Annotated in this window: 16 protein-coding genes; all 16 read right to left on the reverse strand. The window is 63.8% G+C overall.

Going from position 1 to position 18422, the window contains the following annotated elements:
• Window positions 1-124 precede the first annotated feature (124 nt).
• The gene (locus tag QMX82_RS12280) at window positions 125-1507 is read right to left on the reverse strand and encodes a sigma-54-dependent transcriptional regulator (protein ID WP_282283839.1); all 1383 of its coding nucleotides are present in this window, start codon (window positions 1505-1507) and stop codon (window positions 125-127) included.
• On the reverse strand, window positions 1504-2703 hold the full coding sequence (locus QMX82_RS12285; protein WP_442969386.1) for a sensor histidine kinase: 1200 nt from the start codon (window positions 2701-2703) through the stop codon (window positions 1504-1506). Before QMX82_RS12285 ends, QMX82_RS12280 begins: the two co-directional genes overlap by 4 nt.
• Window positions 2704-2897: 194 nt before the next feature.
• Window positions 2898-4376 (reverse strand): sigma-54 dependent transcriptional regulator, encoded by a 1479-nt coding sequence (locus tag QMX82_RS12290; protein ID WP_282283842.1) that lies wholly within the window; start codon window positions 4374-4376, stop codon window positions 2898-2900.
• A 164-nt stretch (window positions 4377-4540) separates the two neighbouring features.
• Window positions 4541-4852, reverse strand: coding sequence for a flagellar protein FliT (locus QMX82_RS12295; RefSeq protein WP_133862436.1), 312 nt, complete (start codon window positions 4850-4852; stop codon window positions 4541-4543).
• A 14-nt stretch (window positions 4853-4866) separates the two neighbouring features.
• The gene (gene fliS, locus QMX82_RS12300; RefSeq protein ID WP_026083956.1) at window positions 4867-5247 is read right to left on the reverse strand and encodes a flagellar export chaperone FliS; all 381 of its coding nucleotides are present in this window, start codon (window positions 5245-5247) and stop codon (window positions 4867-4869) included.
• 94 nt (window positions 5248-5341) lie between these two features.
• A complete protein-coding gene (fliD, locus tag QMX82_RS12305) occupies window positions 5342-6796 on the reverse strand; it encodes a flagellar filament capping protein FliD (protein ID WP_282283847.1) in 1455 nt (484 codons plus the stop codon).
• Window positions 6797-6867: 71 nt separating this feature from the next.
• Complete coding sequence (locus QMX82_RS12310; RefSeq protein ID WP_282283849.1) at window positions 6868-7257, reverse strand: flagellar protein FlaG; 390 nt, start codon at window positions 7255-7257, stop codon at window positions 6868-6870.
• A 72-nt stretch (window positions 7258-7329) separates the two neighbouring features.
• The gene (locus QMX82_RS12315) at window positions 7330-8763 is read right to left on the reverse strand and encodes a flagellin (RefSeq protein ID WP_282283851.1); all 1434 of its coding nucleotides are present in this window, start codon (window positions 8761-8763) and stop codon (window positions 7330-7332) included.
• Window positions 8764-9001: 238 nt separating this feature from the next.
• The gene (locus tag QMX82_RS12320; RefSeq protein WP_282283853.1) at window positions 9002-12937 is read right to left on the reverse strand and encodes a glycosyltransferase; all 3936 of its coding nucleotides are present in this window, start codon (window positions 12935-12937) and stop codon (window positions 9002-9004) included.
• Window positions 12934-13965, reverse strand: coding sequence for a hypothetical protein (locus QMX82_RS12325; RefSeq protein ID WP_282283855.1), 1032 nt, complete (start codon window positions 13963-13965; stop codon window positions 12934-12936). Before QMX82_RS12325 ends, QMX82_RS12320 begins: the two co-directional genes overlap by 4 nt.
• Complete coding sequence (locus tag QMX82_RS12330; RefSeq protein WP_133862441.1) at window positions 13962-14642, reverse strand: PIG-L deacetylase family protein; 681 nt, start codon at window positions 14640-14642, stop codon at window positions 13962-13964. The genes QMX82_RS12325 and QMX82_RS12330 overlap by 4 nt, the downstream gene beginning before the upstream one ends.
• Window positions 14639-15319 (reverse strand): class I SAM-dependent methyltransferase, encoded by a 681-nt coding sequence (locus QMX82_RS12335; RefSeq protein WP_282283858.1) that lies wholly within the window; start codon window positions 15317-15319, stop codon window positions 14639-14641. Before QMX82_RS12335 ends, QMX82_RS12330 begins: the two co-directional genes overlap by 4 nt.
• Window positions 15316-16014, reverse strand: coding sequence for a WbqC family protein (locus QMX82_RS12340; RefSeq protein WP_166655935.1), 699 nt, complete (start codon window positions 16012-16014; stop codon window positions 15316-15318). The genes QMX82_RS12335 and QMX82_RS12340 overlap by 4 nt, the downstream gene beginning before the upstream one ends.
• Window positions 16007-16576 (reverse strand): UDP-4-amino-4,6-dideoxy-N-acetyl-beta-L-altrosamine N-acetyltransferase, encoded by a 570-nt coding sequence (gene pseH / locus QMX82_RS12345; RefSeq protein ID WP_282283868.1) that lies wholly within the window; start codon window positions 16574-16576, stop codon window positions 16007-16009. The genes QMX82_RS12340 and pseH overlap by 8 nt, the downstream gene beginning before the upstream one ends.
• Window positions 16566-17645: an N-acetylneuraminate synthase family protein gene (locus QMX82_RS12350; protein ID WP_282283870.1), complete on the reverse strand. Its 1080-nt coding sequence runs from the start codon at window positions 17643-17645 to the stop codon at window positions 16566-16568. The genes pseH and QMX82_RS12350 overlap by 11 nt, the downstream gene beginning before the upstream one ends.
• A 20-nt stretch (window positions 17646-17665) precedes the next feature.
• A partial coding sequence (gene pseG, locus QMX82_RS12355) for a UDP-2,4-diacetamido-2,4,6-trideoxy-beta-L-altropyranose hydrolase (RefSeq protein ID WP_282283872.1) occupies window positions 17666-18422 on the reverse strand: 757 nt, incomplete at its 5' end.

Genomic DNA, 18422 nt, shown 5'->3' on the forward strand with positions numbered 1-18422 from the left:
GTCCGGGAGGGCGGGGGGCATGCATCCTCTGCGACCCCACGCCGCAGTCGCGATCCTTTCTCTAGAACAGCACGCCAGAGGGTTGGTTCCGCACGGGTAGATAGCCGGCTATCGACTTGCGCGCTCAGTAGCTGGCGGCGAGGGCCAACTCGACGTCCAGGCCGGCGTCGCGCATCTGCGCCAACTTGTACCTGAGGGTACGGGCACTGATGCCGAGGCGCTCGGCGGTCTCCTTGCGCCGACCACGCTCGGCCCTGAGGGTATCGAGGATCACCTGGAATTCCCGATCGCGCAGATCGGCGTCCAGTGGCCGTACGTCATCGCCCGTGCCTGTCGCTGGTACAGGCGCGGCGGCAGGCGTCAGCGATACCCCGGTCGCCAACCAGTGCAACCCGAAGTCCTCGGCCTGGATCTGCTGATCCGGTTGCAGGATCAGCGCCCGCTGCACGGCGTTGTCCAGTTCGCGCACATTGCCCGGCCAGGGATGCTCGGCCAGGGCCTGGCGCGCGGCAGGGCTCAGGACCGGTACCGGACGATTCATCCGCGCGGCCTGCACCGCCAGCAGTCGTTCGGCCAGGGGCACGATATCGGCCGGTCGCTGGCGCAGCGGCAACCAGGCCAGCGGAAACACCGACAGGCGATAGAAGAGGTCTTCGCGAAAGCGCCCGGCGGCCACCTCCTCCGCCAGCTTGCGGTTGCTGGTGGCCACCACGCGGATATCCAGCGCCAGCGGCTTGCGCGCCCCGACCCGCTCCACCTCCCGCTCCTGCAGGACCCGCAGCAGCTTGGCCTGCAGGCCAAGCGGCATCTCGGAGATCTCGTCCAGCAGCAGGGTACCGCCCTGGGCCAGTTCGAACTTGCCGGGCTGGGCGGCGATGGCCCCGGTGAAGGCGCCCTTCTCATGCCCGAAGAGGATGGCCTCGAGCAGGTGATCGGGAATGGCCGCGCAATTGACCGCCACGAAGGGACCATCCGCTCGTGCCGATTGATCGTGGATGAAGCGCGCCAGGACCTCCTTGCCGGTGCCCGACTCACCGGTGATGAGCACCGTGGCCTCGCTCCGGGCCACCCGGCTGGCCAGCTCCAGCAGTTGCCGACTCTGGGGATCGGCCGCCACCGGCTGACGACCACCGGGCGCCCGCCGTCCCTGGGGGCAGCAGCGCGCCAGGGTCTCCAGCAACAGGCGCGGCTCGAAGGGCTTTACCAGATAATCCGCCGCCCCACCGCGCATGGCCTCAACGGCGCGTTCGATGCTGCCGAAAGCGGTCATCAGCAGCACCGGCAGCGCCGGATCGCGCAGCCGGATACTGGCCAGCAATTGATGCCCGTCGATACCTGGCATGTTGACGTCGCTGATCACCAGGCCAAAGGACTCCTCGGCCAGCGCCAGCAGCGCCGCCTCGCCGCTGTCCACGGCGCGATAGCGATAGCCGCCAAGTTCCAGGGTGTCGGCCAGGGCTTCGCGCAGGGCACGGTCGTCTTCCACCAGCAGGATGGGCAGGGTCATGCCGGGGTCTCCTCGCTCGCCAGCAGCGGCAGGATGAAGGTCACTACCGTGCCGCGCCCCACCCGGGAACGCACGTTCAGCCGCCCGCCATGGGCCTTGGCCATCGCCAGGGCGACCGGCAGGCCGAGACCGGTACCGGTGGTCTTGGTGCTGAGAAAGGGTTCGCCCAGCCGTTGCCGAACCGCCTGCGGAATACCGGGACCGCTGTCGCTGATCGCCAGGCGCAGCTCCCCGTCACGACGATGGAGATGCACCTTGAGTCGTCCCGGGCGGCCACTGCCGGCCATGGCCTGCAAGGCGTTGTGAATGAGGTTCAAGGCGGCGCCCACCAGCATGTCGCGGTTGCAGGTGAGCAGGCCAGCCTTGGCATCGAGTTGCCAGCGCACGGGGCAGTCGCCGAGATGCGGGTTCGCGGCCTCGCGCAGGGCAGTGAACAACGCGGCCGGCGTCAGCCGATCCGCCAGCGGCAATTCGCCCCGGGCGAATACCAGCATGTCGCGGACCTGGTTTTCCAGTTCGTGCAGCCGTTCCTTGAGGCGGCCGGCGAAACGCTGCTGTTGCGCCAGCGCCAGACCGCCCTCCTCCAGATGGCTGGCATAGAGCAGCGCCGCGGTCAGCGGGGTCCGGATCTGATGCGCCAGCGAAGCCATGGTCCGCCCCAGCGCCGAAAGCCGTTCATGCCGTGCCAGTTCGCCCTGCAGATGACGGGTTTCGGTGAGGTCGTTGAGCAGCACCAATTGCCCCGGCTCACCATCCAGGGAGCGGATGGCGATTGACAGGCGCCGACCGTCACGCAGGGACACCTCGTGGCCGTCGTCATGGCGCGGGGCAAAGGCTCTCGCGATCACCGTACGCCACAGCTCACCGGCCAAGGGTTCGCCGAGCAGGGCCTCCGCCACCGGGTTGGCGTCGCGCACGCGTCCGGCGCCATCCACCACCACGATGCCAGCGGGCAGCACATCGAGCAGATTCTGCAGCCGGCTGGCCAGGCGCTCCTTTTCCGCCAGCTCCTGCAGGCGCTGGGCAGACACCCACTCCAGTTCGCCCTGCAGCGAATTCATCCGGGCTTCGAGCAGCTGGAAGGATTCGCTCAGCTGGCGCGACATCTGCCCCAGAGCTTCGCGAGCCTGGGCCGAGGCGGAGGTCTCTACGGCAGCGTCGGCAGGGACAGCGGAAGAAAGGGCTTGCGCAGGCATCGGCTGGGGCTCGCGACGGACAATTGACATTATCCGGGCTGGAGCAAGACCCATGCCGCCCTGGCGCCAAAGCGAGGTAGGGTGGAAAACGGCGCGGCCTTTTCCACCCACTTGCAGCACTACAAAGTAGAAGGTGGATGAGGCTACGCCGTCATCCACCCTACCTCGATACGCTCAGCACCGCTAAAGGTGCACTAGATCTCTTCGTCGAACTCGTCGTCCCGACGGCCCATGCCGTACTTGCGCATCTTCTCGACCAGGGTGGTCCGGCGGATACGCAGTCGCTCGGCGGCACGCGCCACTACCCCACCGGCATCGTCCAACGCCTGCTGGATGAAGCTCTTTTCCAGGTTGGCCAGGTAGTCTTTGAGATCCAGGCCTTCACTGGGCAATAGCGCCGAGGAGGACACCTCAAGGGTACCGATCCCGGCCATGGCCTCGCGCTCCTGCAATTCCTCGCGCAGGGATTCCACCATGGGATCGGCTTCGTCTTCCACGTAGCGGAACTTGAGCGGCAACTCGGCCACGCCGATGACGCCATAGGGATGCATGATCGCCATGCGCTCCACCAGATTGGCCAGTTCACGGACATTGCCCGGCCATTCGTGGCGGCACAGCGACATGATCGCCGCGGAGTTGAAGCGGATGGAACCACGCTTCTCATGTTCCATCCGGGCGATCAGTTCGTTGATCAGCAGCGGAATGTCTTCGCCCCGTTCACGCAACGGAGCCATGTCGATGGGGAAGACATTGAGGCGATAGTAGAGGTCTTCGCGGAAGGTGCCCGCGGCGATCATCTGCTCCAGATTCTTGTGGGTCGCCGCGATGATGCGCACGTCCACGCTCTGGGTCTTGTTGCTGCCCACCCGCTCGTAGGTCCGTTCCTGCAGCACGCGCAGGAGCTTGACCTGCATGGGCAGCGGCATGTCGCCGATCTCGTCGAGGAACAGGGTGCCGGTGTTAGCCAATTCAAAGCGTCCGGCACGGCTGGTGATGGCACCGGTGAAGGCGCCCTTCTCATGACCGAACAATTCGCTTTCCAGCAACTCGGCGGGAATGGCGCCGCAGTTGACCGGCACGAAGGGTGCCTCGCGGCGCTTGGAGTGGAAGTGCAGGTTGCGCGCCACCACCTCCTTGCCGGTACCCGATTCGCCGAGAATGAGCACCGTGGCCTCGGTATCGGCCACCTGCTGCATCATCTTGCGCACGCCTTGAATGGCGCGACTGGTACCCACCAGGCTGCGGAACAACTCGGGCTCGCGCTGACGCCCACGATCCCGGGCCTGGTCGTACATCTCGCGATAGACCTGGGCGCGGTGCAGGGAGTCCAGCAGCTTGTTGTAGGCCAGCGGATACTGGAGAGAGACCAGCACGCGGCGGCGGACATCGTCCGGCCATTCCGGCTGCGCCGATTCGCCCAGCAACAGCAGCGGGACCATCTCGTCCCAGGCCACCACCTGCTTGAGCAGCTCGACACTGTTGCCGCGGCTGTCGACGCGGCCAACCAGCACACAGCTAACCTGGCGACTGCTGTCGAGCGCTGCGAGAGAGGCTTGCCAATCGGAACTGGTGCAGGCGAGGTGATCTTCGCCGAGAAAATCGAGAATGACCGATACCGCCTTGCGCCGCTCGGCTTCATCGTCGATCAGAAGGATCTTGGTTTCACGCCACATGTCCCTGCCCCAATTCGGCTTGTCGGTTCGCTACGCGCAGGTGTCGCCTGCATCCAAGTGCCAACTGGTCGGCATCTTGCGCAAGTTAAGACAAATTGTGATGCGGGGTCAATTTTATGGCGGCGAAATATCCAAACTTTGAATTACCGTCCAGCAGATGACAGTCAGCCGAACAGTTGATAGACCTTGGCAGCCTGGTTCGACTTGTTGAGCTTGGTCAGCTCCTGCGCGGTGGCATCCCGCTCTGCCTTGCAGCCCTGCAGCAGGGAGGCATAGAGCGCGAGGAGACGCTCGAGGCTGGCACGCAGGGCTACGGCCTCGTCGCCCGTGGCATACATGGCTTCGTCGACGAACAGCCGGCAATCCAGATCCAGCTCGGCGATCCGCGTCCAGTCTCCGGCCTTGAGCGCAGCGGCCATCTGCTCATAGACGAGCTCGACGCGTTCCACCGGGGTCTTTTGCATGGCGACGTTCATCGGTCGACTCCAGATCAGGGGGCAATGGCATCCCAGCCGGATTTGATCTCGCGGATCAGGCCGGATACTTCTTCCAGGATAACAGGATCATTGTTGCGGTTGGCTTCGCTGAGCCGCCGGATCATATAGTCATACAGACGATCCAGGTTGGTGGCGAGCTCGCCACCCTGCTCGAAATCCAGGACGTCCTTCAAGCCGGCGATGATGGATACCGCCTTGCCGATCAGCTCGCCCTTCTCCGGCAGCCAACCACGTTCCAGGGCACCTTGCGCCTTGGCCAGACGATCCAGCGCGCCCTGCATGAGCATCTGGATCAGCTGATGGGGACTGGCTTCGAACACCTGCGCCTGCAGGCCGACCTGCTGGTATTGGCGCATGGCTGTCATTGCGTTCATGTCACGACCTCTGTGTGTTTCCGATACTCTGTTTATCGGTCATGACGCGAAGAACTTGACCCCTTTATCGACCGGATTGGCCGAATCCGCCCACTCAACTCTTGTTGGCGAAGGGCATGGCCGCCAGCTGTTGGGACAGCGAGGACGCGGTGCTCGACAACGACGAGTACAGCTGGTCCATGGCGTTGTATTGCTTGTAGAGGCGATCCGAGAGCGCCGTCATCCGGGTGTTGAGCGTGGCGGTCTGGGCATCCACGTTCTTCAAGGTGGTGCTCAGGGAGTTAGAGCGCTGCTCGAGAATGCCATTGGTCATGGTATAGGGATCGAGCTTGCCCTTGAGGCGCGCCGCTATGCCCTGGTCGCCGGTGAAGAAGCTGGACAGATCACTGAAGTTGGAACTCACCATCTTGCCAAGCTTGGTGTCGTCGATGGCCAGGGTGCCATCCTTCTGGGTGGTGATGCCCAGGTCGGCCAACGCCTTGACGGCACCCGTACCTTGCATAGTGCCCAGTTCGCTGCGGATGGTGGTCGTGAGGCCGCGGGCAGTCGCATCCCCCACCAGCGCAGCCGCGATGGGCGAACTGTTGTCCCCGACCTTCGTCACCGAGGTCTGGGTCTTGATCACGCCCATCAGCTTGTTGTAGGCATCCACAAAGCCCTTGATGTTGCCCTTGACCCCCGACTCGTCCTGGCTAACACCGACAGTCATAGGACTGTCCGCCGGGGTGGTGGCCTTGAGGGTGAAACTCAGACCATCGACCGCATTGCTCACCGTGTTCGAGGCACTGGTGACCTTCAGACCATCGATGGTCATCTGGGCGCTCTTGGCTTTGGTAAGCGAGTGGCCGGCCGCAGGATCAGTGGAGTCAGTGTCGCTCGGCGTGTAGGCCAGCTTGGTCAGACTCTGCTTGCCCGACCCGTCGTCACCACTCACAGATACCGAGATATCGTTACCGTCGCCAGTCTTGGTGCTGCTCAATACCAGGCGTGAGCCCGAGTCGTCATTGACGACACTGGCACTGATACCCTGGCTCTGCCCGGCCTTGTTGATGGCATCGCGGATGCCGCTCAGGGTGTTGTTGGTGGCATCGACCTGAATATCCGACAGCTTGGTATCGCCGACCTTGATGCTCAGCGTGCCCTTGCCGAAGGTGGTGGGAGACGTAGAGGTCTTGTTGTCGCTGGAAGTCGTGGTGGAAGTAGCTGGCACGGATGCCAGGGCCACCTTGCTGCTGGTGGCCAGCCTGCTGACCTCGACCTGGTAACTGCCAACGCTGGCACTGGTACTGGCCGTTGCCGTGAGATAGTCACTCTTCGATAGGGTGACGGCCCGCGCCTGGAAGCTGGTGGGGCTGTTGAGCGTAGTCAGTGCGGTCTGGAACTCGCTGATGGCGCCCTTCAGCGAACCGATCGCAGTCAGCTGCGCGGTCGCCTTGCTTTGCGTCGCGCTCAACTGATCCTGCTTGGGTGCCTTTTCGGCGGCCACCATCTTGGTGACGATGGAATCGATGTCCAATCCCGAGCCGCCAATCCCGCTGATACCTGCCATGTCGCTATCCCCTTGCCAACGTTACGTCGTCGCCCCTGCGTTCAGGTAGCCTGATACAAGTTCCGCGCCAACTAGGCTTCGGCCTTGAACATCAGGCTGCGCATGTCATCCAGCTGCTTGGCCAGCTTGAGCACTTCCTCACTGGGCATCTGCCGGATGAGCTTGCCGGATTCGCCGTCCAGCACCTTGACCACCACCTCGCCGGTGGAGTCATCGATACTGAAATCCAGGTTGCGGTGGTCTTCCTGGAATTTCGACTTCAGCTTGGACAGGGCACCATCCACATTGCCGTCTTCCGGCTTCTCGGCCTTGTCCCCGTCAGCCTTGCTGGCCTGGGAAATCGGCTTGATCGTGGAGTCCGCCGTGGTCGCCGAAGCACTGAAGGACGTCGCGACCGCAGGGCTCGATTGAGCGCCATAGGGCCTTACCGCTGAAAAACCCGTTGTCTTGACGATGTCCATTGTAATGTCCTCACAACGCATGAAAGGGAGAAGGGGCGTCCCCCTTCTCCCTGCCTAGACCGATCTCCGCCCTTACTGGAGCAGGCTGAGAACCGACTGCGGCAGCTGCTTGGCCTGAGCCAGGATCGCGGTACCAGCCTGTTGCAGCACCTGGTTCTTCGACAGGTTCGCGGTTTCCGCGGCGTAGTCGGTGTCCTTGATGCGGCTACGGGCGGAGGTGGCGTTCTCCGAGATGTTGGTCAGGTTGCTGATGGTGTTGTCGAAGCGGTTCTGCACCGCACCGAGGTCAGCGCGCTGGGAGTCGATGTTAGCCAGGGCCTGGTCGATCACGGACAGGGCTTTCTGGGCACCGTCGGCGGTGGAGATGTCGACGTCGGAGACCTTGCTCAGCGAGGACTTGGTCGCACCGAAAATCGCGGTGGTATCGCCGGTCATGGCGAAGGTGGTCGGCGAGTCCAGCTTGACGTAGCCCATGGCTTGACCGCCATTGGCCCGCACATCCACACCGGTACTGAACGAACCATCGGATTTCTGCGAGGAAACCGTGATGGCGCCAGCTGCGTTACCGGTATCCGCACCGAAGCTTACGTTTTCGCCAGTGGCCGAGGTGATGGTCATCTGGTTGGACTGCTTATCGTAGTTCGCGGTAACGCCCAGCTTGGCAGCGTTGGCGTTGATCTGGTTAGCCATTTCTTCGGTGCCATTCACACCTACCAGGCTCAGCGAATTGCTGCCCACGGTCATGGTCATGTTGGCCGCACCGCTGGTGATGGAGTCGGTTACGGTCAGTACAGTGCGCGCCGAGGCGGCAAGACCAGGAATCTGGCCATTCATTTTGCCAGCAATGGTCTTGGCCGAATCACCGGCGGCGTAGGTCACAGGCTGGCTCTTGCCACCACCCACAAGGGTGATGCTGCCGCTAGTGGTGAGTACACCACCGCTGCCCGCAACCGCATTGCCTGCACTGGTGCCGGCACCGCTGCCGATCTGGTTGGAACCCAGGGCAGTGGCCGAGGTGTCCTTCAGGGTGACGTCGATGGTTTCGTAGGCGTTGGCGCCGATCTGGAAGCTGGTGGTGCCGAAGGAACCGTCCAGCAGCTTGCGGCCACCGAAGGTGGTGGTCTGGGCGATCCGGGTCAGTTCGTTCTGCTGCGCGGTCACTTCCTTCTGCAGGGCGGAACGGTCGGCGTCGCTGTTGGAGCCGTTGGCGGACTGCACGGCCAGGTCGCGGATACGCTGCAGGATGTTGGTGGACTGCTGCATGGCGCCTTCAGCGGTCTGCGACAGGGAGATACCGTCGTTGGCGTTGCGAGTCGCCTGGTTCAAACCGTTGATCTGGTTGGTCAGACGGTTGGAGATCTGCAGACCGGCGGCATCGTCCTTGGCGCTGTTGATACGGCTACCGGTGGACAGGCGCTGCATGGAGGTGGCCAGCGAGCTGGACGCGTTCTGCAGGTTGCGCTGGGTGTTCAGGGAAGGGATGTTGGTATTGACGGTAAGTGCCATGGTGGCGTCTCCAGTTGAACCTTGTGTGCCTGAGCATGCGAATGGGACCTGCTTGCTCAGACGCCCCTGTATTTCGCATTCATCTTGTTTATCGGCGCCTGTCGCTGGAACTTTAAGGGTGTTCGGCGATTTTCTTCGCCAGACACTTGACAGTGATCAAACGCCGGAGAGTGACATCCAGGTTATCGACGGGAGAGCCGTTTTATTTAATGGCGAAGCGCACTTTTCCTTGCGGCGTTCAACCGGGTAGCCATGCAGCCTGCCAGACGTCCAGATTCCGGCCCTCCAGCAGCCACTGCCGGAGTACCTGTTCACGCAGCAGATCGCCCTGTCGCGCGGTGGCATCCAGATCGGCCAGCTGATTGCGAATGGCATCGCGCCAGTCCTTGAATCTGTTGCGCACCCGGGTGACCGGCAGATCCCCTCGATAGGGCTCGATATCCGAGCACACCACGGGAAAACCGCAGGCGCCATATTCGAGCAGCCGCAGGTTGGTCTTGCAGCGGTTGAACAGATTGTCTTCGAGCGGGGCGATCGCCAGATCCAGATTCAGGCTGGCCAGCTTGGCCGGGTAGTCGTCGATGAAGACGCCCGGATGGAACTCATGCACATAGGGCCTGAGTCGGTCGGGGCACATGCCGAAGAAAACCCACTCCACCTCATCGGCGAGCGCCTGGACGACATCCACCACCAGCTCCAGGTCACCGGTATGACTGCTGCCCCCGGCCCAGCCCACTCGCGGCTTGCGTCCCTGTCTACGCAGGCTGTGCCGCCCCGCCCACCAGCGTGGGGGAAGGAAGTTCGGTACGACGCGTATGTCGGCATTCATACCGGCCAGCGCTACGCCTAGCGCCGGCGTGGAAACCACGAGGCGGTCGCAGGTCGCCACAGCCTGGCGCAGCGCCTTGAGGATATCCTTGGGTATCGAGGCGCGATGCATGCTCTTGAGCGGCAGGTTGGGCAGATAGTCGTCCAGCTCGAACACCGTGAAGGTGCGTGACAGCCTGTGCAGGCGACGCAGACTGTCACGCTGGTCATCGGTGATCTGCCGCTGCAGGACCAGGGTATCGACCGAAAAACGCTCCAGCTCCAGAGGCGTCGGATGCTGGGCGCAGATCAGGCCTTCCACCCGACCGGCATCGCGCAGCGCCATCAGCGGCTGACGTATCCGGTAATGGCCGCAGCCCGCCTCGTCGGCGGGACAGACCAGGATCTGCGGGAGGACGGCCTGCTGCAGTCGTCGTGTGCCGTATTCGAAGCTGAAGCCGCTGCCGGCCAACGAGAGCTGGGGGTTGTACGCGGGATCCCGTGCCAGCACGGGGAGCCAGCGTTCCTGTAGCGCTTCGCGCTCCGTCGCCCGTTGCCGATCGACCCGCGCGCCGTCCAGACCTTCCTGGACAACCGTCGCCTGGGGCGTCCAGACATTGAGATAACCGGCCTGCCGCAGGCGCAGGCAGAAATCCACCGGGCCATAGGCCAGGGGAAAACGCTCGGCATCCCAGCCATCCAGCGCAAGCATAAGCTCGCGCTTCAACAGCAGGCAGCTTGCACCCAGGGCGCTGTAGTCCTGAACCAGTTGCAGCCGGCTCAGATAGCCGGGCGTCTGCAGATCCTCCCCGGCGAAGGCGGCACTGGCGGCATCGTCCAGGCCCAACAGCAGGCCCGCTTCGAGGATCTGGCCCTGGGGATCGCAGATGCGCGGCCCGACGGCGCCGACTTCCGGCCGTTGCCCCTGATCGAGCAACACCTCCAGCCAGTCCGGCTGCACCAGCACGCAACTGGGTTCGAGCAGCAGCAGGAAGTCCGCCGCGCTGGCCTGGGCCACGGCGTTGATCAGCGCGGAACGATTCGGCTCGCCGTCGAAACGCCAGACCTTCACCTGCTCGGCATTTAGCGCCTCCAGATCATTCAGCCAGCGTTGCGTCGCCGGCTGACGGCTGCCGCAATCGACCAACAGGACCTCGAAACGGGCATAGCGGGTCTGTTCCAGCAGACTGTCCAGGCAGCGCTGGACGCGCTCCAGCTCATCCAGCACCGGGATGATCACCGATACGCTGGGGGTCGCCTGATGGCCGTGGGTGATGCGATACCGCCGTGGTAGAAAGGCTTCGACCCGGGCCTCGGCATAGCCGCGCGCCTGCAGATGCTGCTCCAGCGCCACCTGCTCGGCGGGCTCGACGCTCAGGGCGGGACTGTCCGCGACCAGCAGGACCTCGGGCAGATGTTCGATACCCGCCCCGCCATGGCGCTGGATCAAGCGCAGCAGCAGATCCAGGGGTGCCGCAGTGCCGTAGGCGGGCTCCAGGCCGCCCAGGGCGAGCAGACTCGACTGACGCACGGCCCAGTGCCGTCCGAACAACGCCGGAAAGCTCAGCAGCAGATCCAGGTTGAAGTCGGGGCGAAAGCAGGCGCCGATGGCGCCTTCGGCAGAGCGCTGCAATTCGTCGGCGAAGCAGGCATGACTGACCTGCCCCTCGGGATCCTGCAACTGCAGCCGGGCCAGCATCGAGGTGAACAGCAGCAGGCCGCTACGGGTGAATTCGCTCCCGGCGTCCAGGGTCAGCCACCAGTCGCAGGCCGCATTGCCCTGCTCCTGCATCCGCGCCGAGACGACGGTCATGACCTCCCCTGCCCCGACCGGCAGCCATTCAATACCGGCCTCCAGGGTGACAGGCGCAGGCGCCGGGCTGATCACCACGGCGGTCCAGGCCGCACCCAGGGTGTCTTGCAGACTGCCCAGAGTCCGCTGCACCGCGCCACCCTGCTGGTCGGCATCGATAATCACGAGGCCCAGCAACTGCCGGCCGCGACCCAGTTGGTCAAGCGGCCGCTGCAGCGCCTCGCGCTCTGCCGCGATGGGCAGGCGGGCATCCAGCCAGGCCAGCAGACGCGGCACCAGGCCGACGGCCATCTCCCCCATCAGCTGCGCGACGCGCTGGGCGGCGTCGCCCTCCTGGGCAAGGTTGTAATAGGGTGCGTCGCGGGCGCTGGCCGCGATCTGGCGAGCCCGCTCGACAGGATCGCGCAGCAGACGGCCAAGCGCATCGGGCAGTTCTTCCGCCGTGACGTCGGCGACACCGGCTTCCGCCGCATAGCAGGGTCCGAAGGGCATGTTGCCGGGATGCCGCAAATTGATGGCGGCGGTGCTGCTCAGCAGGGCTTCGACGCAGTAGTTGGAATCCACGGCGATCAGCACATCGGCGACCACCGGCCAGAGCGGACCGTCTTCGACCAGATAGAAGTAGCGACCCGGATCGGCCTGGCGTTCGCGCAGCAACTCAGCCACGCGCGTCTCGCCGAACTGGAAATTGGGCGGACGGTCCTTGATCACCGGATTGAAGGTCAACCCGGCACTGAACAGCCTCTCGCAGGCGTCGATGAAGGCCGCCACGGTCCGCTCGAAAATGGCCTGGTCGCCATGGGCGCTATGAGCGCTCGCCCAGGTGGTGCCGAACACCACGATGGGTTCCCCGGCGCGGAGACCATGCCTGACACGCAGAGCCTCGGCGTGCTCGGCACGGGCCGCACACCGTGCGGGAATGCCATCCCAGGCCGGGTTGCCAGTGACCCTCAGACGCTCCGGCGGCACGCCATAATCCAGATAGCCCTCCAGGCCACGCTGGCCATAGACGGCGGTGATGTCGGCGACCTGGCGCCCATGCACCGTATAGGGATCGTTCAGGGCCAGGGCGTGGGACAGGTGCAGCGAGGGAATCCCGTGGGCGCGCGCCCAGAGCATGGTCACCTTGGCGATGACCATCACGTCTTCACTGCCCAGCACCAGACTCAGCCGGTAGTCACGTTGCGCGCAGCCGAGGCTTTCCAGCAGCGTCACCACGGTGGGCAACTCGGCGTGCAGGCGGGCTTCGATCAGGGTGCGCAACGCGGTCCAGTCTTCGTTGTACAAGCGCGCCGGTGGGCCCTGGTCGAACCAGAGCTGCAGTCGGGTATGCCAGTGGTAGGTGTCGCGCTCAACGGCGAAGACGCCCGCATCGTCCAGCGCCTGATCCAGCACCAAGACTTTGCTACCCGCCTCGTCCAATACGTCCAGCAGCCCCTGCGAGACGTAGGGCGACAGGGTGATCAGGGTCAGGGGGCCGTGCCGGCGGAAGAACTCCCGCAGCACCGGCAGCTGATTGTCCCAAAGGAAGGCGACGATGGCCGGGGCTTTCACGAGGGCGTTCTCCGTGCCGGAAGATACTGCCGCAACAGTGGCGTCATCAGGGAATAGTCGAGGCCGCGCAACAGCTCCTCATGTTCGCCGGAGCCCTGGCGCCACGCCTCCAGAATCGTCATGGCGCGCTGATCGAAAGCCTCGGCCGACTGCCAATCGCGCAATTGCCGAGCGGCCGACTCAGGCAGCAGCGCCAGCCAATCCAGCTGCTGATAGTGTCGCTGCAGAACTTCCGCAAGCATGAGCAACAGCTGCTGGGCGCGCAGGGAAGACGTCACCTGCGCCTGGCTTGCCGCCATTGCCTCGGCACCCGGCGACAGACGCAGGGGATCACGCAGGGCCTGGTCGCGCTCGGTGAGCGTTTGCAATGCCTCCTCAGGATCCACCGGCGCCGAACGCTTCTCGGCGGCGATCAGGCAGCGTCCACATGCCCGGGGTGCCAGCCTGGCGAAGACCTCCTGTTCCAGGCGTAGCGCCCAGGTCAGCAGTGCCTCGTCGCTGGCGAGCCAGGACAGCAGGCGCCGCCACTTGTGTCTGTGCCTGAGCCCTCGATACAGCCAGGCATTGTCCCAGAGCCCGGCATACGGCTCGATGGCGATGACGGCCAGCCCCTGGGCGCTCAACTGGCTGATCAGGTCGCTGACGGCATGGCAGGGTGTGCGCTGATCCAGGACTGTCAGGCGCCGGCCGAATCCCTGCCAGTGCTCCGCCGGACGCACGTCCAGCACCAGTCGCCCGCCCTCTTCGAGAGCGGCGGCATAGTCACGCCAACGCTGCTCGGTCGACAGCGTCGCCGGTAGCGCGGCATAGGCCTGCAGGTTGCGGGTCGCCGGTACGGACGTCTGCTCGGCACTCACCCGCAGGGGTTCGGCTGCGGGATGCAGATGACGGCGGGCGAAGGCGTCTTCCACCTGCTGCCGCAGGCGATCGATCCCGGCATTGCCGAAGAGCCAAGGGCCGTCGGAAAGCGGGAGGTCGGTCGAGGCCCAGTCCCGGGCAGCCGGCGAGACGTCGTCACGCCCGATCATGACTGCAGCCGCCGGCCCAGTACGAAGGCTTCTGCCGCGGCCATGCCGACGCAGGCGCCACGCCAACGGGCAAGATGCTCGACCGCCTTCAGCGAGCGCGGGTGCGGCCACTCGCGCATTTCCATCGCATAGGCATCCAGTGCCTGCAGCTTGAGCGTCAGTACGGAGTCGATATCGACGAACCAGTTCGGCAGGAAGGCCGGGGCGCTGTGGGGAGGCTGCCATTCGGTGGACGAGGCGACTTCGAAGAACAGCAGGGTATGCACCGGATGACCCGGTTGCGGTCGGCAAGCCGTGACTACCGCTTCATGCAGGCGTCGATGATCGATGTTTACGTCACCACACCAGTGGCCATAGACGATACCGGGCTGCAGCTCGCCAATCAGGGCTTCGACGGGCTTGACCAGATCCAGCAGATCGAGACTGTCGAGACGGTTGTCCGGCAGGTCGAGACGGGTCAGGCGATCCACACCCAGAATACGATTGGCTTCGTCGGACGCCTTTTCCAGGGCAAGGCGCTCGACTTCCTCGGGTGTTCCTCGGCTGTAGAGCCCCTGGGCCATGATGACGACATGGACCTCGTCCCCACGGGCCTTGTGCTGGGCGATAGCGCCGCCGCAGCCGAGGATCTCGTCGTCCGGGTGCGCGGCGATGACCAGTATGCGTTCGTTATTCATGAGCTTTTCTTCTCGGGTTTGCGCGCCACCAGCGACCAGGTGGCGATGCAGAGGCCATCGGCCGGCTCTAGACGCTGGGCACGTCTTTCTTCGAGGTGCAGCAGATCGAAATCGCTGAAGAGTTCGCGCAGCAGGGTCTCATCGGCAAAGTGCACTCGCCCTACCCCGGCAAAGGGCCCGGACGTGTAAGAAGTACGGGTATTGGCATCGGTATCGGGTCGCCCATGGGCGACCTCCGAATGCGCGGTGGAAAACCAGTCCACGCCGATGAACAGCCCGCCAGGCTGCAGCGCCGCCAGCACCTGGGCCAGGCAGCGTCGAATGGCGGCGGTGGTGTTGTGAGTCAGACTGGCGCGATCGAGAATCAGCTCGAAGCCAGGCGCTAGCGGCCAGGCCTCGGTGAAGTCAGCGACGAGCAGTCGCTGTCTCAGCGGCGGAAAGCGCTCCTGCAGCTGAGTGACCATGGTCGGGCTGCCATCGAGGCCGTGGTAGTCGGCCCCGAGCTGCAGAAAGAACGGAATGTTGGCACCCGCGCCACAGCCGAGCTCAAGGACACGATGGCCTGGACCGAGCGTGGGATGATGGCGCCGCGTCAGGCTGACCACATCCGACCACGGCCAGATGGACAGATGGGTATTGGCCGCGTAGCGCTGTTCCCACTCGGCGGAAAAGCTCATGGCTGACTCCTGAAGGGGGTGATCGATTCGGGCTGATTGAACCACCAGTCGACCACGCCCAGGCCGGGACTGAACTCGCCCCAGAGCTGAGGATAGGGTCGGGGCACGAAGGCCTGGTACTCCACGGCTATTCCGGCGCTGGTGAAGGACGCCTCGTCCAGATAGTCGCGCCCCAGGCTGCCCGAGACATAATGCCGTGCGCCCAGGCGCTGACAGATTTCCAGCACCAGCGCCGACTTGCGCTGCCGCAGGTCGAGGTCGCTCGCGCGCAGCACGGGTGTCGGGATCTGCAACTCGTCGAGCCAGAAGCGCAGTTGCCGCCAGCACCAGGCCGAAAGCCATTCTTCAGGTTCGGCGTAGAGGTGCTGCAGACGCGCGAAGCGCATGGCGAAATGCGGCGTGCGCCGATAGTTCAGCGCCAGTGCCTTGAGGTGGTCAGCGCGCCAATCGCGCGAATTGTCGATACGAGTCTCGCGTAGATCGCTGCTCAGGTGGCCGCGACTGGATACCGGTATGGTCAGCCACTGGACACCCTGGGGGGTTTTGATGCGATTGCGATTGATGAAGCTGTTCTTCTCGAATTGCACGGTATCGAGGAAGACGAAAAGGTCGACCTGGGCGATGCGATCGAAGTAACCGAGCCAGGGTAGGTAAGCAGGCTGGTGAATGGCCAGGCTTGATAAGCTGTCAGTCATAGAAGAGCTTCTCCCGCAGGGCGGATCGCATGGCTTGCCACTGCCCGGCAAAGAGAGCCAGACGCACGACATCGAAGACACCATCCGGCCGGTGGACATGCCGGAGCAACTGTCCCTCCTCTTGGAAACCAAGTCGAGCGTGTACTCGCAGGCTGGCCACGTTGAAGTCCAGGACTTCGGCCCAAAGCTTGTCCAGCTGCAACTGATCGAAGGCCACCTCGGCCAAGAGGAATAGCATCCGAGAACCAGTACCTCTAGGTTGCACCGAATCGCCGAGATTGAAGCCCCAGGTACAGCGCCGATGTTCGTTGCGGATATCCGTCAGACAGGCATAGCCGACTGCTTGCTCTGCACAGCTAAAGAGGAAGTGCCGGGATTGAGACGAATCCAACTCGCGTTTCAGCCAGGCATGATGTTCGGCCTCACCGATGAGGCGGGTGGAGTACATCGTCTGCCGAACTCTCGGCGCGTTCCGCCAGCACAGGAGCAGGGGGGCGTCCGCGAACTGCACGGGCCGTAAGGCGAAGTCACCACGACGGACTACAGAATTGTCAGTCTGCATGGACGCTGATCCGCGCAAAGTCGCCAAGCTGCAAGCGCTCCCCCTTTTTCAGGGATCGCAGTGCGCAATGACCAAGGACCCCCTCATAGAGTGCGGGCGCTAGGCCGTCACCCGGTCGACGCAGACCGAGATTGATCGTTGTCAAGCGCTCACCTGCGGCTATATCGGCCAGGGCCACGATGCTGCGGCGAGCGAGTACACGCATTTCCCGCTCCGAGGCCGTTGGCCTCAGGTAGGGAGAACCGATCAAGACAGCGGAGCGGCGGATGGTGCTTATCCAAAGTGCCAGGGAGTCAGGCGTCTCTGAAAACCAATGATCCGGACCTGATAAACCCCGATCAAGCGTGAAGTGCTTTTCAAAGACGCAGGCTCCCCGTCCTACCGCGACGCTAGCCGCCAGGGCATCCTGGGTGTGATCAGAAAAACCGATTACCAGGCCGGGAAAAGCGCCCTGTAGCGTTGAAAGCTTTGCCAAGTTGACGTCTTCGTCGGGTGTAGGGTACTGGGACGTGCACAGCAACAGAACGATTGGCGTGCCGCTAAACCAGCCAACGGCATCTAAAGCGGCATGGACGTCCGCCAGATCGCTCATGCCGCAGGACAAAATAAGGGGCAACCCTACGTCTGAGTAATGCCGTAGCAGAGGCAGGTTACTGAAGTCGTCAGAGCCGACCTTGACTACCGGGACACCAAGCCCGAGCAGCAGCTCAAGATCCGAGGGGTTTTGCGGGGTAGAAAAAAAGGTAATGCCGCAGTCTCTGCAGTGATTGGCAATCAAACGCCACTGCGCTGGCGTAAATTCATAGCGCCGAAACATCTCCAGCATAGGTTCAGTGACCGACAACCCCTGGGAGGTATAGGTGAATAGCTGCTGAGGATCGCCACAAAACTCCTCGGCCTTGAACGTCTGAAACTTGACCGCATCCGCACCGGCCGACTTGGCCACCTCGATCAAACGAAACGCCGTATCCAGCTCACCATTGTGATTGATGCCAACCTCGGCAATGCAGTACGGCGGATGCGCTATCCCAATCTCGCGGCCGGCGATAGCGAATGGACGTGGGTACATGCGAGCTTTCCTCCACCGCCTCAGCGTGCGGCCGACAATTCCATTAGGGCGTGAACGACTCTCTGGGTACCCAGGCCATCCACCTGCTTCCAGGCCTGCGCCGACATCAGAGCCAATTGCTCAGGCGTCAGGGCTTGCAGGGCCTGCTGATAATCCTCGACTTCAAGCTCGGCACCTTCGCCCAGGACAAGCGCAGCCCCACGGCGCTCCAGACCAGCCGCCAACTCGCGCTGGTTATCGGACAGGATTGCCAAGAGCGCCGGAACTCCCAGCGCGCAACGCTCCCAGGACGAGGCGCCGGCAGCGCCTATGGCCAGATCGGCGGCTGCCAACAGCCGGGCCATGTAGTCGATCTGTATGTGCAGTCGCCACCCTGGCCGGTCGCACAGCGCCTGGAGCTCTGCCTGGTCAGCCTGGCCTGCTCCGACCACCACATCGACAGCGAGGTCGGGACGCCAGTTGAGCAGGGCTTGCAGCGCCAGCCGCGTCTGGCCCAGGTCGTCACCGCCGGTGAAGAACACCAGTATCCGTTCCAGGCGCCCCGCGCGCGGGGCCAGGCGTTGTCGCGCCTGCTTGAACTCATCGCGCAGCAGCGCGTGGTCTGGCCCGTACAGTTGCATAGCATCGCGCTGCAGCAGGGATAGGTAGCGCTGCTCCGGCCATGGATGATCGCCGGGATCAACCAGCAGATCACACGCCAGGGGTCGATTGGCGAGATCATCCAGCACCAGGATACGTCTGGCCTGGCCGCGGACCTTGGCATGCCAGTCCGCGGCC

The sequence above is a fragment of the Pseudomonas sp. PS02302 genome (genome assembly GCF_029959585.1).
Classification (GTDB): Bacteria; Pseudomonadota; Gammaproteobacteria; order Pseudomonadales; family Pseudomonadaceae; genus Chryseomonas; species Chryseomonas aestiva.

Bases quoted from the DNA above. Each gene is read 5' to 3' on its own strand.
- QMX82_RS12310 (WP_282283849.1), bottom strand. From the start codon at position 7,257: ATGGACATCGTCAAGACAACGGGTTTTTCAGCGGTAAGGCCCTATGGC.
- QMX82_RS12340 (WP_166655935.1), bottom strand. From the start codon at position 16,014: ATGACTGACAGCTTATCAAGCCTGGCCATTCACCAGCCTGCTTACCTA.
- QMX82_RS12295 (WP_133862436.1), bottom strand. From the start codon at position 4,852: ATGAACGTCGCCATGCAAAAGACCCCGGTGGAACGCGTCGAGCTCGTC.
- QMX82_RS12315 (WP_282283851.1), bottom strand. From the start codon at position 8,763: ATGGCACTTACCGTCAATACCAACATCCCTTCCCTGAACACCCAGCGC.
- QMX82_RS12325 (WP_282283855.1), bottom strand. From the start codon at position 13,965: ATGATCGGGCGTGACGACGTCTCGCCGGCTGCCCGGGACTGGGCCTCG.
- QMX82_RS12280 (WP_282283839.1), bottom strand. From the start codon at position 1,507: ATGACCCTGCCCATCCTGCTGGTGGAAGACGACCGTGCCCTGCGCGAA.
- QMX82_RS12330 (WP_133862441.1), bottom strand. From the start codon at position 14,642: ATGAATAACGAACGCATACTGGTCATCGCCGCGCACCCGGACGACGAG.
- QMX82_RS12335 (WP_282283858.1), bottom strand. From the start codon at position 15,319: ATGAGCTTTTCCGCCGAGTGGGAACAGCGCTACGCGGCCAATACCCAT.
- pseH (WP_282283868.1), bottom strand. From the start codon at position 16,576: ATGCAGACTGACAATTCTGTAGTCCGTCGTGGTGACTTCGCCTTACGG.
- QMX82_RS12285 (WP_442969386.1), bottom strand. From the start codon at position 2,703: ATGCCTGCGCAAGCCCTTTCTTCCGCTGTCCCTGCCGACGCTGCCGTA.
- fliS (WP_026083956.1), bottom strand. From the start codon at position 5,247: ATGAACGCAATGACAGCCATGCGCCAATACCAGCAGGTCGGCCTGCAG.
- QMX82_RS12290 (WP_282283842.1), bottom strand. From the start codon at position 4,376: ATGTGGCGTGAAACCAAGATCCTTCTGATCGACGATGAAGCCGAGCGG.
- QMX82_RS12350 (WP_282283870.1), bottom strand. From the start codon at position 17,645: ATGTACCCACGTCCATTCGCTATCGCCGGCCGCGAGATTGGGATAGCG.
- fliD (WP_282283847.1), bottom strand. From the start codon at position 6,796: ATGGCAGGTATCAGCGGGATTGGCGGCTCGGGATTGGACATCGATTCC.